This window comes from Colwellia sp. MB02u-9 (assembly GCF_014077085.1).
Lineage (GTDB): Bacteria > Pseudomonadota > Gammaproteobacteria > Enterobacterales > Alteromonadaceae > Cognaticolwellia.
Map to the genome: position 1 here is coordinate 16511 of NZ_JACGVF010000090.1, position 15162 is coordinate 31672.

Below are 15162 nucleotides of genomic sequence, written 5' to 3' on the forward strand. Positions count from 1 at the left end.
TCTATCAATACCTCGGGAAGATTAACATGAAATATCGTTTGTTGGCAGCATTATGCTATTGCCTCCACATCACCAGCTTCGCCACTGTCATACTACAATATCACCATGTCAGCGATACCACTCCAGCCAGCACCAGTATCTCTCCAAGCCAATTTGCGCTGCATATGCAATACCTAGCAGACAACAATTTTGAGGTGATTGCCTTATCAAGCTTAATGAATTCAATTAAAACCCAAACAGCATTACCCAATAAGTCTGTGGTTATTACCTTTGATGATGCTTATTTAGATATTTTAACCCAGGGTAAACCGATATTAGATCAACACGATTATCCCTTTACCATCTTTATTAATCCCGGCATTGTCGAACAAAATTCTGAGCATTATCTCTCGTGGCAGCAACTCAAAGTGATGGCAGACGACGGGGTAATTATTGCAAATCATGGCATGGAGCACGATTCATTAGTGCGAATACCTGATGGTATGACGATGCAACAATGGTTAGCGAAAAACACCCAATCCTTGCTCAATGCAGAAAAAATCATTGCAGAAAAAACCGGACAGAGTTGGCGCTATTTCGCTTATCCCTACGGTGAATATAGTCCTGAAATTCAGCAGTGGATACAAGACAATAACTTTGTCGCTTTCTCGCAACAATCAGGCGCTGTTGGCTTGGATACTAACACGACAATTATTCCACGTTTTCCGGTCTCACAGCCTTACGATCAATTACCAAGCTTGCGCGATAAACTCAATGCTTTACCTTTTAGCATTCGTGTTGAGGCAGAAAATCAACAAACTATATTTCAACAAGGTGAGTCAACTTCAGTAAGTTTTAAGGTTGATGTGGACGACTTTAATCCTGAACAATTACATTGCTATATTTCTGGTTTAGGCCGTCAAGAAATTCAATGGCAAGGTGATGAAATGTTTACTATTAATTACAGCGCAGCACTGCCAACAGGTCGTGTGCGTTGCAATTGTACCGCCCCCAGCATTAGCGAACCTGGACGCTACTATTGGTTTTCAAAACCTTGGTTTATTCTCAAAGAAAACGGTGAGTGGTATCCGCTGTAGCCTTATTCACGGTAAATATCACCTGTTAACACTATGGGTATTAAGGCCAATAGTGTTAACGAATAATACTTTCTGCCGGTAGAATTTATGCCTGCAAGTAAGCCTTAACCTGTTCACTAAATTGCTAAATCAATATAATGGGCTGAATCAATATTGATTTAGCCCATTAATAAGTGACCTTTAAGCTAACCGCTTTTGACTGACAGCTTAAAGCTTAAAATTTGCGGTAATTCTAGACTCAATACAAAGCGACAATTTTTGCAAAGTCACTGACCAGTTTATCGCCTTCAATCACAGGAACTTCACCCAGTGCTTGTTTAGGTTTAAAAATCGCTTCTACTTTACCTGCAGGGTTAATTAAAACCAATGACGCACTGTGATCGACTAAATAACGGGTCGCAGTTGCGCCATGATTTTCTTGAGCATCGCTATTAACTTTTTGCTCTGACTTTTGCTCTGACGCTGGCTCTGATTCAGTTATCGCATACATTAAGCCTAAATTACGTGCAAATGGAAACAACACACCATGATGGCCATATAAGGCCTTAAATTCCGGGTTGAAATAACCTATGTAGCTGGCGAGCTTTGCTTGTGTATCACGTTTTGGGTCAACAGAAACTAATAATACTTGGCTTTTATTGCTGATCGCTTTTAAATCATCATAAATAAAGTTCATTTCTTGCAAGGTAGTCGGGCAAACATCTGGGCACGATGTATAACCAAAAAACACCCAACTCCAATGACCTTTTAGCGAATCGTTGTTAAAGGCTTCACCCAAATGATCCGTTAATTCAAAAGCTTTAACATCTCTTGCTTGTTGATAATGCAAGGCAAATTCAACCGGGGCTTTTTTATTTATCTGACCAAATAACATCACACCTGCGGCTAATGCCCCCAAGGCTACAATCAGAATAACAATTTTATTCATTAACCTGTTACCGGTAATAGATAATGATCGAGTAAAAGAATAATAAATAACGCCATTAAATGCACAATAGAAAACTTGAAAGTGTCCATTGCCGTATTTTCATCGGCATTAAATTTCAGTTTCCATGCGTAAGCAAAAAACACTAAGTTCAATACCACAGCGCCAATTAAATATAACCAATTACTCATCCCCACTAAATAAGGTAACAAGCCCACTATAAAGAGCAAGACGGTATATAACAAAATTTGAGTTTTGGTAAAATTAACGCCATGTGTGACGGGTAACATAGGAATATTTACTTTTGCATACTCGTCTTTACGATGAATAGCCAACGCCCAAAAATGTGGTGGCGTCCAAGTAAAGATTAATAACACTAATAATAAAGCATTAGGATGCACTTCATTGGTCATTGCTGTCCAACCCAATAAAGGGGGAATAGCACCGGCTAAACCGCCAATAGTAATATTTTGCGGGGTAGCACGCTTTAAGTACATAGTATAAACAAAGCTATAACCGACTAAGCCTGAAAAAGTTAACCAAGCGGTGAGCGGGTTAACCAGGCTATATAAAATAGCGAAGCCAGTTACCGCTAGAGTCATAGCAAATGTCGACGCATTACGCGCGGAAAGTCTGCCATTCGGCAATGGGCGATTATGAGTACGCCCCATTTCACTGTCGATGCGCTGATCAACAATATGATTAATCGCGGCCGCGGCAGATGACAAAAAACCAATACCTATCATCGACGGCACTAACACCTGCCATGGAATAACACCCGGCACAGATAAACACATGCCCACTAGCGCAGTTAATACTAATAACGCGACGACCCTAGGCTTGGTAATTTCATAATAATCACGCCAAATGGGTGTACTAGGTGCGCTATGGTTCGCTTCTATTGTGTTGCTTTGACTCATAATATGCTCCTAAGTTTTACGTTTTAAACTGTATGTCATGGTAATTAATGACATCATTAACATGGCGGCTACTACGTTGTGACTCACCGCAACATTTAGCGGTAGTGAGAACCAAACATTGCTAATACCCAAGCCAACTTGCACGCTGAGTATAAAACCTAAACTCAATGCGGCGTTCTTAAAAAATGGTGCTTGCGCCTTACGATAAATGCGAATAGCCAACCAAAATAAGTACAGTGTTGTTACTATAGCACCTAAGCGATGCATAACATGAATGGTCAAGCGTGAGGCATGATCTAGGTGGCCAAATTCATAACTTTCTTTCTCCGGCGGAATAAGATCAAAAGCATGTTCAAAGTTCATCTGCTCCACCCAACCCGCTTGGCATATAGGGAGTTCAGCACAAGTAAGCGCGGCGTAATTAGATGATGTCCAACCGCCCAAACCAATTTGTGCCACTAAAATAAAAATACCAATCACAGCAAATTTAAAATATTTTTTCAGGCCAATGTCACCACCCGGTACTCGAAAATCACTCAAACGCAAATACAGTAATAGCAATAAACACAGCGTAGTAAAGCCGCCCAGTAAATGCCCCATTACCACCACAGGCATTAACTTCATAGTGACAGTCCACATACCAAGTGCCGCTTGAAAAATCACCACTATTAGCAGTAAAATTGGCAGTCCTAACGGACCTCGTTGCGCACGACGCTTTAGCGACATTAAGGCAATAATAAGGATCAATAGCCCTAATGCACCAGCGAAATAGCGATGGATCATTTCATTCCATGCTTTTTCTGGTTCAACAGGACGTTCAGGAAACGCTTGCTCAGCAGCCATAATTTGGGCACTGGTTTTAGGCACTTCAACTAAACCATAACAACCTGGCCAATCTGGACAACCAAGACCTGCATGGGTTAGCCGTGCGTAAGCGCCTAAACTGACAACCACAATCGCTAATAATATACTAACAAAAACAAGTTTTCTAAGGTCGGAAGAGCTTTGTGTTCTCATTTAGCCAATCCTTGAATACTTCAGCAGTTTCTTAAAGTCTGCCAATATGGCTTTGCCAAATTGTGGCAACTGCTCGGCATTTTTTGGTGGTATATGGCTAAGAATGACGTTACCTAGGGGGTCAACAATCAAGACTTGTGATTGTGTTATCGCCACCTTTGCCAAAGCGGGCATAGTTTGAATATGCCAACGATTAAGTTGAATTTTTTCTGCTTGCTCTGCACGTAAATCTTGTTGCGTTAAGCCGACGAGTTTCACACGTGGCATTTCTTTACCTAGGGCAATATAAGTGTTGTTAACACTGACCAAGGTATTTTCACATTGCTCATCACAACGGGTTGGTAAGGTATATAACATCAACCATTGGTGATCAAAGTCGTCAATACTTAAGCCAAGTTGCGCTAAGGTTAACTCATTTTCAATCAGTTGCCCTTGATTGGTCACTCCGTAATTAAACCATTGCTGATTCAACGCCAATTTAGCTAGTGCAATGGGAATAATGAAAACCGCCAAGAGAATTAGCATACTGCGGCGCGATTTATTTAACTTTGAAGAACTCATACAACTTAGCCTTTTATTCTTATTATTTGGTTTCGGTATTTGTCTAACCTGCTTATTCAGACCGATCTTTTTTAGCCATTTTTATCGCCGCCCAAACCATCAAACTGATCCAAGCTAACGCTAAACTAAACCATTGAAACGCATAGGCTCGGTGTTTTTCTGGTGGCATTACGATGGGCTGCCAATTTTTTATATAACCTATAGTCTCTTTTTTATCTAAATAAACGACAAAGGGCAATAGTTTCTTACCAATTAATTCTGAAAACTTATCTAGTTCGATTTGCTGTACTCGTAATGGCCAGGACGGATTAGTTAAGTTTTGTGCTTGTAATTGAATACCCACTTCCACTTCTCGCACATGGCCTGTGATGGTGTGTTGGCCAGTGATCGGGCTGATTTCAGGTAATATATTTCGGTCAATTGAGCCTTGCACCCAACCTAGATTAACTAATATAGCATCACCATTACTTTCAATGATTTGATAAACACGATAACCCAAACGGCTTTTATTGGGTTGGTTGTCGAGTAAAAATACTTTATCGCCAACAAAATCCCCCTTTAACTGAATAGGCAAATCGTTAATACCATCTTGTAAACCGCTCAGTGTTAATACTTGCGCTAGTGATAAGGCTTGGCGTTGGCTTAATTCACTAATGTGCTGTTGACGTTGTTCTTTTTCAAGCGCACGGTCAATCTGCCAAAATCCGAGCTTGATTAATAACGAAAATACTAGCATGGTAAATATAACCATCGGCCAATTAAGTTGCTTGAATTTGTGCTTAAGTGATACCGACTTCATAGACTACCGCATGTTGACTAACTAAAAACAGATGATAAAAGAGAGAATACTGTGTTAATTAAATTTATTGTTGTCGGCTTATTAGCCTTTATGGTTTATAACCTATTTCGAGCGTTATTCATTATGAATAAAAATGACCCGAATAAAGCATCCATGTCTAAATTTATAGGTCGACGGGTGATGACCTCTGTTGTACTAGTGTTATTACTACTACTGGGTATTCTCACCGGAGTGATCACACCTAACCCTAGTCCGTACTAAAAAGTCAAAAGGTACGATATTTATCAAGATAAATATCGTACCTTAAACTGCTTATTCAAACACAATAGCGTTAAATAATATAAACGAACACGAACAGTATTACCCACACTACATCAACAAAATGCCAATACCAACTCGCGGCTTGAAAGGCAAAATGGTTTTTCGGCGTAAAATGCCCCTTAAATACTCGAATAAGCATCACAAACAGCATAATAGTCCCTAAGGTCACATGCATACCGTGAAAGCCTGTCAGCAAATAAAAGGTATTGCCATAAATGCCACTGTCTAAATACAATTTCATTTCGTCGGCATAACCATGGGCGTATTCTAAGCCTTGGCAAAACAAAAACACCACACCTAGCACAACGGTCAGCCCTAACCAAAATTTCAATAAACCACGTTTATTCTGCTCTAACGAAACATGAGCAAAATGGGCAGTAATTGATGAAGTTAACAACAAAATAGTGTTAATTAATGGCAAGCCATACCAACCCATAGCTGTAGTTTCAGTACCGTCTGGCGTTTTAATTAATGGCCAAGTCGCGGTAAATTCAGGCCATAAAATTATTGCCGTTGCGGCATTATTTCCGGCGCCATCAAGCCAGGGCACTGAAAAGGTACGGGCGTAAAGTAAGGCGCCAAAAAAAGCAGCAAAAAACATCACTTCTGAAAAAATAAACCAACTCATACCTTGGCGGAATGAATTGTCCATTTGGTGGCTATATTTTCCTGACATTGACTCGGTAATAACATTGTTAAACCAACCAAACATCATATAAATAATCAAGGCAATACCCGCCAGCAATACCCAGCCGCCGCCTGCATTTTCAGGGTTATTCAAATTTGCTACATAATTTGCCGCACCTACGGCAATCAAAAACAAGGCAATAGCGCCCACTATTGGCCACTTGCTTTGCGCTGGTACGTAATAACTTTCGTATTCTTTTATTGTCATTGTTGTTCCCCTCATTTAAGTGCCAAGCACTTAAGAATCAACCGAGCTTGTAATGTCGTACAAGGTGTAAGATAGGGTGATGGTGGATACGTCATCGGGTATGTCTAAATCGACATAAAATTGCAATCCCATTTCAACATCCTCACTGGCTTTTAACGGTTGGCTATTAAAACAAAAGCATTCTATCTTTTGAAAATAAACCGCCGCCCGCCCTGGTGATACTGACGGCACAGCTTGTCCGACAATATCGCTTGTAGACTCATTTTTAGCGTAAAATATAACGGTTTTGCGCTCACCTGGGTGTACTTCTACTTCATTAACCATGGGCTCAAACTTCCAAGGGATACCTTTGGCTGTCCGAGTCAAAAATTGTACAGTAATGGTACGTTCGGTATCTATGCTCTTGACGTTGTAACTTGCCGCAACATTAGATGTTTTTCCGTTTAACCCGGTGATATCACAAAAAACGTCGTATAACGGCACCAGCGCAAAACCAAAACCAAACATACCAAAAACAATCAACATCAGTTTTTTTACTGTTTTTTTCACCGAAGCATCATGCGTTGTCGCTTGTGCTTGCTTTGATAACTTGTTTTGCGATTCACCGTTAGTCATTTTAGCTCCACTTAATCAATTTTTGGTGGCGTTGTGAACGTGTGGTATGGCGCAGGGCTAGGCACTGTCCATTCCAAACCTTCAGCTCCATCCCAAGGTTTCATCGGCGCTTTTTCTCCGCCTCTAATACACTTGATAACCAATACCAAGAAGATTAACTGCGAAATACCAAAGGCAAAGCCACCAATACTGACCCACTTATTAAAGTCAGCAAACTGCAAAGCATAATCAGGAATACGACGCGGCATACCGGCCAAACCTAAAAAGTGCATTGGGAAAAACAATAAGTTTACTGAAATAAGTGAACACCAAAAATGCCACTTACTTAACGTATCGTTATACATGTAACCCGTCCATTTTGGTAACCAGTAATAAGCGCCAGCAAAAATTGAAAACAACGCCCCAGTAACCAATACATAGTGGAAATGAGCCACAACAAAGTAAGTATCGTGATATTGAAAATCAGCTGGGGTCATTGCTAACATCAAGCCAGAAAAACCACCAATAGTGAACAAAATCACAAAGGCAATAGAGAACAACATAGGGGTTTCGAAACTAAGAGACCCACGCCACATAGTCGCTGCCCAGTTAAAGACTTTCACCCCTGTAGGTACGGCAATTAACATCGTACAATACATAAAGAATAATTCGCCAAATAACGGCATACCCGTGGTAAACATATGATGCGCCCAAACGATAAACGACAAAAATGCAATTGATGCGGTCGCGTAAACCATTGAACTGTAGCCAAATAGAGGCTTACGTGAGAAGGCTGGAATTGTTGTAGAGACAATACCAAATGCAGGTAGAATCATGATGTAAACTTCAGGATGACCAAAGAACCAGAAAATATGTTGGAACATTACTGGGTCACCACCACCGGCGGCATCAAAGAAACTGGTGCCAAAATAGGTATCGGTTAACACCATAGTAACGGTACCCGCGAGCACCGGCATCACCGCGATTAACAAGTAAGCCGTAATGAAAAATGTCCAAACAAATAATGGCATTTTCATGTAAGTCATACCAGGCGCACGCATATTCATGATGGTTACAACGATGTTAATTGCGCCCATAATTGAGGAAATCCCCATAATATGTACCGCAAAAACGAAGAACGCTGTACTACCGTTACTATAGGTGGTTGATAAAGGCGCGTAGAAGGTCCAACCAAAGTTTGGTGCACCACTTTCCATAAAGAAAGACGACAATAAAATAGCGAAAGCAAAGGGTAATATCCAAAAGCTCCAGTTATTCAGCCTAGGTAGTGCCATATCTGGCGCACCAACCATCATAGGTAGCATCCAGTTAGCCAAACCGGTAAAGGCTGGCATTATCGCACCAAATACCATAATAAGACCGTGTACTGTGGTCATTTGGTTAAAGAAATCAGGCTCAATTATCTGTAGTCCAGGCTGAAATAATTCAGCTCGGATAACCAACGCCATAGCACCGCCAGTTAAAAACATGATAAAAGAGAACCATAAATACATCGAACCAATGTCTTTATGGTTTGTGGTATATAGCCAGCGTTTTATGCCGGTCATTTTATGATCATGGTGCTCACCGTCATGTGAATCATGCTCGGATTGATCATCAATTACATCTGTAGTCATTATAACGCCTCCCTACTTCGCGCTAGCAGCAGCAACGGCTGCTGGCTGGACTAAATCACCGGTGTTATTACCCCAAGCGTTACGCTCATAAGTGACAACCGCCGCAATTTGCGTTTTAGTTAATTGGCCGGCAAAAGCCGCCATCGCTGGATTTTTCTTGCTGCCGTTAAGCACCATATCCAAATGCACTGCTACATCACCTGTAGCAATCACACTACCTTTAAGTGCAGGAAAAACAGGCGCCATGCCTTCACCAGTAGCTTGATGACAAGCAGCACAAGCTGTCATGTAGACATCTTCACCCAGGGTCATTAATTCGTCTTGGCTATAAACCTTTGATAAATCTTCTTCTGGTATGACTTTGGCAACGGTTTCAGCAACTTGTTCTTTAACGTCTTCAACCGCTTGCTCAACCGTATCTGAGGTACTTGCACCACTAACCGCTTGCACGTCAGCCGCTTGAACAGCTTCACCGGTATTGTTACCCCAAGCATTACGCTCATAAGTTACAACCGCCGCGATTTCTTTTAAGCTTAATTGCTTACCATAAGCTTGCATACCGGTACCTGCTTTACCATTAACGACAATATCTATATGCGCGCTAGCAGGACCCGTTGTGGCAATAGCACTGCCTTTAAGAGCTGGAAATGCGGGTGGTAAACCTTGTCCACTGACTTGGTGACACGCTGCGCAGTAAGCGGTATAGGTTGTTTCGCCCAGTTGCATTAATTCGTCCATTGAAGCCGAAGCATTTAACGACGCCGCTTCAGCAGCTGCTGCATTGGCTTTCATTTGCTTTTGCTCATCAAGCCAAATGGCGTAATCGGCTTCAGACTTAACTTCAACCACTATCGGCATAAAGCCGTGGTCTTTGCCACACAACTCAGCACATTGGCCACGATAAACACCGGGTTCATCTACCTTGGTCCAAGCTTCATTAATAAAGCCTGGGTTAGCATCTTGTTTTACCGCAAATGCCGGTACCCACCAAGCATGGATAACATCATCAGAAGTAATAACAAAACGCACTTTTTTATTGGTTGGAATAACCAAAGGACGATCAACTTCTAACAGGTAATGTTCACCTTTTTCTGCTGAGGTACCATCTTGGTTTTCGTATTGTTCACGCGGGGTAGAAAGCACTGAATAAAACTCAAGGTCTTGATCAAAATATTTATAATGCCATTTCCACTGAGAACCCGTTACTTGAATGGTTAAGTCCGCATCATCGTTATTTTCCATATCGATAAGCGTAATAGTGGCAGGAAAAGCCATAGCAATTAGAATAACGACAGGGATCGCCGTCCAAAGAATTTCAACTTTTGTGCTTTCATGAAAGGTTGCTGGTTTGAAACCTTTTGATTTACGGTGAAACACCATAGACCAAAACATTGCACCAAAGACCACAATACCAATACCAGTACAGATATACAGCACCAGCATATGTAAATCATATACGTCTCTACTAACCTCAGTAACACCTTTGGTTAGGTTCAGCGACATATCTGCCCACACTGAACTAGACAACAAGCCCCCTAGCAACAGCAAACCTAGGTTACGTCTTTTCACACGACATCTCCTTCACCTTTAATTTAGGCCAAATAACGTATTTTCATTATGAAAACCGGCTAGTTAGCGCATACATTTATTATTATTTAAGTGACGCATTAATCAACAGTTGTCAATTGCGCCCTATTGTTTTTTTTGTACGTTTTCCAGACTAGAATTACTTAAAACTTGATAGGGGTCAATTTTTAATTTCAAAAGCATGATAAATAAAAACCAGTAAATACAATAGAGTAAAAGCCCTAAACCGGACGATAAGTAGATTTTTAAAAGGATGGCTGCAATGTTCATGTTTTGTTCAAAGCCTGTTTTTCATGCTGAATAATAAATAATCAACACAGAAATTTGCTGTATAAAAAGCAAGCTATTAGCGGTATTTATTGCCGAACAGAAGGATAGCTCTAACCAAAAAAATTTAGCTACATATTAGGTAGATAAATGGTTATCAAGCATGTGGAATACGCAGATTTTAACACCTTGAATTAAACCAAGTGATAGTTAAATCTGCGAAATATAATTTAGGAAAAAATAGTGTAGGAAAATCTAGTTTAGCTAAGTATTAGCATTTATGAAGTAAATGAAACGTGAACTACATCCAATCAGCCGCGCGAATAACACCAACGGCTAGGCCTTCGATATTAAATTGCTGAGACTTTAAATCGACCTTAATCGGTGCAAAATCTTCATTTTCAGCATGTAAATAAACCACATTGCCCTCACGTTTAAAACGCTTAACGGTAACATCGTCTTCTACACGAGCAACAATCACTTGACCATTTTGCACGTCGGTTGTTTGATGAACGGCCAACAAGTCGCCATCCATAATGCCGATATCTTTCATGCTCTCGCCATTAACACGCAATAAATAATCAGCCGGAGGATGAAATAAATTGCCATCAACTTTGTAATGCTGCTCAACATGTTCTTGTGCCAAAATAGGCTCACCGGCTGCCACACGGCCAATAAGTGGCAAACCATCTTCAGCGATAAACTCTTGTGCAAGACGAATACCACGCGATGTGCCAGGTAGCATTTCAATATAGCCTTTCTTCGCTAGCGCTTTTAAATGTTCTTCTGCTGCATTGGCCGACTTAAAACCAAAACAAGTAGCAATTTCGGCACGCGTTGGTGGCATACCCGTATCAGAAATTTTTTCTCGGATCAGATCAAAAATCTGCTGTTGTCTGGGTGTTAAAGGGCGCATAGTTGTTCCTTAAGCTACTTAAGAGCAAGCCTGTATTTTTACACAGTATTACTGTTATTGTATACAGGCTGTAAATAAACGCAAGAAAATAATCAGTCGCCTTTGCTAGTTTGGGTTTTAGTTGCAATTAGTGATGCTAGCAAAAAATTAAGTGCTCAAGCCATATTGTTGTAAAGCGGCTTTCTCGATTAAGGTCATTAAAAATACCCATAAATATAACTATTAACCTTGCTTAAACAGCAGGTATATAGGTAAATCAACCTTAGAAGGTGAATGGAAAATAATGAATAAACACGAATATTTAGATTGTTGCCAAGCACAGTTGCTAAAAGTTTTTAGCCTCGCAAAAAATCATAAAAAAGATGATAAGCAAAAATTCAGAGTTGAAGGCTTTATCCATGCGGGTAAAGCGTTAGGCGTTATATCTCATGTAGAGGCTGTCGATGTTATTGCGCGAGCTCACTTTCAGGTATTTGGTGAAAGTATTGAGTCTCGCCAAAATAGAAAAGCGAGCTTAAAAGAAGCGGTTGCCAAAGGTGATGAAAATTTTATTAACATTCCAGCTTATGAGCGATCAAAGCTGTAATGCTTCAATTTCCCTCAACTTCTTAACTCTTCAAGATTTCAAGATTTCAAGATTTCAAAGTACCCTAAGTCATTTTAAACAACGGCTTAAATGTGCAGTGATGCAATAAGCGCCTCAATTAACCACGTCGTTAGCAAGTTTTAGCCTTTGCAAACATGGTTTAGTCTGGGTATTAACGCTTCAGTGCAGGCTTTGCTTTTCAATATGCTAGCTAAACTCAGTACCTTAAGCTAACATAAATTTAGCTATTAACTACCTTATATCAATAGATTTAAACTATGATAAAAATTCGTGATTTAGAATATCTAACCGCCATTGCCGAATATAAGCATTTTGGCCATGCCGCTGAGGCTTGCTTTGTTAGTCAACCAACGCTAAGTGGTCAAATTCAAAAACTAGAACAACGCCTTAAGCTAACCTTAATTGAACGCCAACCGCGCAATGTTATGCTAACACCCGCAGGAGAAAAGTTAGTACAACAAGCTCGGCAAGTACTTAACGCCGCGAATAACTTTGAAGAAGCGGCAAAAGCGCTACTTGACCCACTGTCAGGTGATTTACATATAGGCTTAATACCTACGTTAGCGCCATATATATTGCCGCATATTATGCCGGCACTAAACAGCAATCTCGCGAAAATAAACTTCTATTTACATGAAAATAGAACGCAAGATTTACTGCAACAATTGGAAACAGGTAAACTCGATATTTTAATTTTGCCTTGGTTGCCAGAAATGGCGCGTTTTGAACGTTACGATTTATTCACCGAGCCCTTGGTGATGGCAACGTCTCCTTCACATCCACTGGCTAATAAAACTAAAGTAACATTTGATGATTTACATAATCAAAAAATTCTCACTTTAGAAGATGGCCATTGTTTGAGAGATCAAGCCATGGGCTATTGCTTTAGCGCTGGTGCGGAGGAAGATCATAGTTTTCGAGCCACCAGTCTTGAAACCTTACGATATATGGTGGCCAGCAATATGGGTATTACCCTGCTACCACAGTTGGCGACAATTAATTATGCTCCACAGAAGCATATTCATTACATTCCTTTTGAAAGCCCGCAACCGGTGCGTGAAATATCATTACTTTGTCGTGCTGGTTACGCGCGTATGGAAAGTGTTAGAGCTGTGGTTAATGAAGTGCGCCAAGCAGTGACGGGTTTATTTGATGAATAAATTAGCTATGCTTCACAACCCGCTTATGAGCTTCGAGTAAAAACGGTTAAACTTCATTTAACTTGATGAACTAAAGTCCAAGCTATATCACGCCTGCATGGGGGAAGGTTAAATCAGTGCAACAGCAAGCGCGCTATTAACGAAAAAACGCTACCGTTGCCAACGATAGCGTTTATTTTTTGAGTACTTATTGCACTGGCGTTTCAGTGTTAATTTAAGCTAGGAAATAATGCGCTATTAGGCTGCAGCTTCGCTAATGCTTTCAGTGTTTTCAAGCGGGTTCGGTGTTCTAATTAAATAATCGAATGCACCTAATGCTGCTGTTGCACCACTGCCCATAGCGATAATAATTTGCTTAAATGGCGTGTTTGTTACATCGCCCGCCGCATAAACACCCGCAATATTGGTTTCGCCTTTGTGGTTAATGATCACCTCGCCTCGCTCGGTTAAATCAACAGTTCCTTGCAAAAACTTTGAATTTGGCACTAAACCAATTTGTACAAAAATACCCGCAAGTTCGACACTCTCTTGCTTATCTGTTGCACGATTAAGGTAGTTTAGTCCAGTAACATGCTTGCCATTACCTAATACTTCGGTGGTTTGAGCATTAACAATAATCTCGATATTTGGTAACGAACGCGCTTTATTTTGTAATACCGCATCAGCACGCAGTACGCTATCAAATTCAAGAACAGTAACATGCTTAACTAAGCCTGCGAGATCAATGGCTGCCTCGATACCTGAGTTACCACCACCAATCACCGCAACTGATTTGCCTTTAAATAATGGTCCGTCACAGTGCGGACAATAAGCAACACCTTTACCACGGTATTCTTGCTCACCAGTAACGTTCATTTCTCTCCATCTTGCGCCTGTAGCAATAATGGTTGAGCGTGTTTGTAAGATAGCGCCGTTTTCTAATTCAACGGTGATTAAACCACCTTCAACATCACTTTCTATAATTTTTTTCACCTGTTGATTATTCATAATATCAACATCGTATTCATTAACATGGGCTTCTAGGTTAGCCACTAGTTTAGGCCCATCAGTTGCATTCACTGAAATAAAATTTTCAATGGACATGGTTTCTTGTAATTGGCCACCAAAATTGTCTGCCACTATACCTGTGCGTATCCCTTTACGGGCACTATATATCGCTGATGATGCACCTGCTGGGCCACCACCTATAACTAATAAGTCAAAAGCTGCTTTGTTGTTTATCGCCTTAGCTTGTCTCGCGCCAGCATTGGTATCAACTTTGTTTAAAATTTCAGTTACCGTCATTCTGCCTTGGCCAAACGCTTTACCATTTAAGTAAACTGCCGGTACTGATAAAATATCTCGTTTGTAAACTTCTTCTTGGAATAATGCCCCATCAACCATCACATGCTTAATTTGCGGATTAATTGCCGCCATCATGTTCAGTGCTTGCACTACGTCTGGGCAATTTTGACAACTTAAGGAAATATAGGTTTCAAAGCTATGCTCACCTTCTAGAGAGGCAACTTGCTCAATCACCGCTTTATCAAGCTTTATTGGGTGTCCACCGCTGTGTAACAAGGCTAATACCAGCGAAGTAAATTCATGCCCCATCGGCACGCCAGCAAAGCGCATTTCGCCGCCAGTTTTAACTGATTTTACTAACATTGATGGCACTCGTTCATTGCTTGCATCTGCTGCAACAACCGAGACTAATGCTGACATTTCAGCAATTTCTGTCACCAAGGTATTTAATTCTTTTGATTTAACGTCGTCACCTAAAAATACTGATAATTCAACAGCCGATGTTAAATTCTGTAAATAGGTCGTTAGTTGTTGCTTTAAGTTCGTATCTAACATGGGTTATTCCTTTGAGAAAACTGATGAATAGGATGATTTTT

At 40.6% G+C, this 15162-nt stretch carries 15 protein-coding genes; 4 read left to right on the top strand and 11 right to left on the bottom strand.

The annotated features are described in order from the left end of the window. Window positions 1-26 precede the first annotated feature (26 nt). Window positions 27-1076 carry a polysaccharide deacetylase family protein gene (locus tag H4J65_RS06635; protein ID WP_182196937.1) on the top strand — a complete coding sequence of 350 codons (1050 nt, stop codon included), beginning with the start codon at window positions 27-29 and terminating at the stop codon, window positions 1074-1076. A 238-nt stretch (window positions 1077-1314) separates the two neighbouring features. On the opposite strand, the gene H4J65_RS06640 is transcribed toward H4J65_RS06635, so the two are convergent. The 5 genes from H4J65_RS06640 to H4J65_RS06660 are packed head-to-tail and all read right to left on the bottom strand — an operon-like array spanning window position 1315 to window position 5298. Beyond that, the gene (locus H4J65_RS06640; RefSeq protein ID WP_182196939.1) at window positions 1315-2004 is read right to left on the bottom strand and encodes an SCO family protein; all 690 of its coding nucleotides are present in this window, start codon (window positions 2002-2004) and stop codon (window positions 1315-1317) included. Next, complete coding sequence (gene cyoE, locus H4J65_RS06645) at window positions 2004-2921, bottom strand: heme o synthase (RefSeq protein WP_182135808.1); 918 nt, start codon at window positions 2919-2921, stop codon at window positions 2004-2006. Before cyoE ends, H4J65_RS06640 begins: the two co-directional genes overlap by 1 nt. 9 nt (window positions 2922-2930) lie before the next feature. Beyond that, complete coding sequence (locus tag H4J65_RS06650) at window positions 2931-3938, bottom strand: heme A synthase (RefSeq protein WP_182196941.1); 1008 nt, start codon at window positions 3936-3938, stop codon at window positions 2931-2933. Continuing rightward, window positions 3939-4499 carry a hypothetical protein gene (locus H4J65_RS06655; RefSeq protein ID WP_182184362.1) on the bottom strand — a complete coding sequence of 187 codons (561 nt, stop codon included), beginning with the start codon at window positions 4497-4499 and terminating at the stop codon, window positions 3939-3941. A 52-nt stretch (window positions 4500-4551) separates the two neighbouring features. Then, a complete protein-coding gene (locus H4J65_RS06660) occupies window positions 4552-5298 on the bottom strand; it encodes an SURF1 family protein (protein WP_182196943.1) in 747 nt (248 codons plus the stop codon). A 51-nt stretch (window positions 5299-5349) separates the two neighbouring features. On the opposite strand from H4J65_RS06660, the gene H4J65_RS06665 reads away from it, so the two are divergent. After that, window positions 5350-5559 (top strand): DUF2909 domain-containing protein, encoded by a 210-nt coding sequence (locus tag H4J65_RS06665; protein ID WP_182184364.1) that lies wholly within the window; start codon window positions 5350-5352, stop codon window positions 5557-5559. Between the two features lie 70 nt (window positions 5560-5629). Here H4J65_RS06665 and H4J65_RS06670 read toward each other — a convergent pair whose 3' ends face one another. From H4J65_RS06670 to lexA, 5 genes are all read right to left on the bottom strand, one after another. Next, complete coding sequence (locus H4J65_RS06670) at window positions 5630-6514, bottom strand: cytochrome c oxidase subunit 3 (RefSeq protein WP_182135813.1); 885 nt, start codon at window positions 6512-6514, stop codon at window positions 5630-5632. A gap of 30 nt (window positions 6515-6544) precedes the next feature. Next, the gene (locus H4J65_RS06675; RefSeq protein ID WP_182135814.1) at window positions 6545-7129 is read right to left on the bottom strand and encodes a cytochrome c oxidase assembly protein; all 585 of its coding nucleotides are present in this window, start codon (window positions 7127-7129) and stop codon (window positions 6545-6547) included. 11 nt (window positions 7130-7140) lie between these two features. After that, window positions 7141-8745: a cytochrome c oxidase subunit I gene (gene ctaD, locus H4J65_RS06680; protein WP_182135815.1), complete on the bottom strand. Its 1605-nt coding sequence runs from the start codon at window positions 8743-8745 to the stop codon at window positions 7141-7143. A gap of 12 nt (window positions 8746-8757) precedes the next feature. Continuing rightward, window positions 8758-10314, bottom strand: a complete 1557-nt coding sequence (coxB, locus tag H4J65_RS06685) for a cytochrome c oxidase subunit II (protein WP_404851940.1) — start codon at window positions 10312-10314, stop codon at window positions 8758-8760. A gap of 586 nt (window positions 10315-10900) precedes the next feature. Continuing rightward, window positions 10901-11515, bottom strand: a complete 615-nt coding sequence (gene lexA, locus H4J65_RS06690; RefSeq protein ID WP_182135816.1) for a transcriptional repressor LexA — start codon at window positions 11513-11515, stop codon at window positions 10901-10903. A gap of 283 nt (window positions 11516-11798) precedes the next feature. On the opposite strand from lexA, the gene H4J65_RS06695 reads away from it, so the two are divergent. Both H4J65_RS06695 and oxyR read left to right on the top strand, forming a co-directional pair. Continuing rightward, entirely contained in the window at window positions 11799-12101 is a 303-nt protein-coding gene (locus H4J65_RS06695) for a hypothetical protein (RefSeq protein WP_182135817.1), read from the top strand. 278 nt (window positions 12102-12379) lie between these two features. Continuing rightward, a complete protein-coding gene (oxyR, locus tag H4J65_RS06700; protein ID WP_182135818.1) occupies window positions 12380-13282 on the top strand; it encodes a DNA-binding transcriptional regulator OxyR in 903 nt (300 codons plus the stop codon). 237 nt (window positions 13283-13519) lie between these two features. On the opposite strand, the gene ahpF is transcribed toward oxyR, so the two are convergent. After that, a complete protein-coding gene (gene ahpF / locus H4J65_RS06705; protein WP_182196945.1) occupies window positions 13520-15121 on the bottom strand; it encodes an alkyl hydroperoxide reductase subunit F in 1602 nt (533 codons plus the stop codon). Window positions 15122-15162 lie beyond the last annotated feature (41 nt).

Excerpts from the sequence above, each read along its gene's own strand:
- ctaD (WP_182135815.1), bottom strand. The coding sequence starts at position 8,745 with ATGACTACAGATGTAATTGATGATCAATCCGAGCATGATTCACATGAC.
- ahpF (WP_182196945.1), bottom strand. The coding sequence starts at position 15,121 with ATGTTAGATACGAACTTAAAGCAACAACTAACGACCTATTTACAGAAT.
- H4J65_RS06695 (WP_182135817.1), top strand. The coding sequence starts at position 11,799 with ATGAATAAACACGAATATTTAGATTGTTGCCAAGCACAGTTGCTAAAA.
- oxyR (WP_182135818.1), top strand. The coding sequence starts at position 12,380 with ATGATAAAAATTCGTGATTTAGAATATCTAACCGCCATTGCCGAATAT.
- H4J65_RS06660 (WP_182196943.1), bottom strand. The coding sequence starts at position 5,298 with ATGAAGTCGGTATCACTTAAGCACAAATTCAAGCAACTTAATTGGCCG.
- cyoE (WP_182135808.1), bottom strand. The coding sequence starts at position 2,921 with ATGAGTCAAAGCAACACAATAGAAGCGAACCATAGCGCACCTAGTACA.
- H4J65_RS06675 (WP_182135814.1), bottom strand. The coding sequence starts at position 7,129 with ATGACTAACGGTGAATCGCAAAACAAGTTATCAAAGCAAGCACAAGCG.
- H4J65_RS06635 (WP_182196937.1), top strand. The coding sequence starts at position 27 with ATGAAATATCGTTTGTTGGCAGCATTATGCTATTGCCTCCACATCACC.
- H4J65_RS06640 (WP_182196939.1), bottom strand. The coding sequence starts at position 2,004 with ATGAATAAAATTGTTATTCTGATTGTAGCCTTGGGGGCATTAGCCGCA.
- H4J65_RS06670 (WP_182135813.1), bottom strand. The coding sequence starts at position 6,514 with ATGACAATAAAAGAATACGAAAGTTATTACGTACCAGCGCAAAGCAAG.
- lexA (WP_182135816.1), bottom strand. The coding sequence starts at position 11,515 with ATGCGCCCTTTAACACCCAGACAACAGCAGATTTTTGATCTGATCCGA.
- H4J65_RS06650 (WP_182196941.1), bottom strand. The coding sequence starts at position 3,938 with ATGAGAACACAAAGCTCTTCCGACCTTAGAAAACTTGTTTTTGTTAGT.
- H4J65_RS06655 (WP_182184362.1), bottom strand. The coding sequence starts at position 4,499 with ATGAGTTCTTCAAAGTTAAATAAATCGCGCCGCAGTATGCTAATTCTC.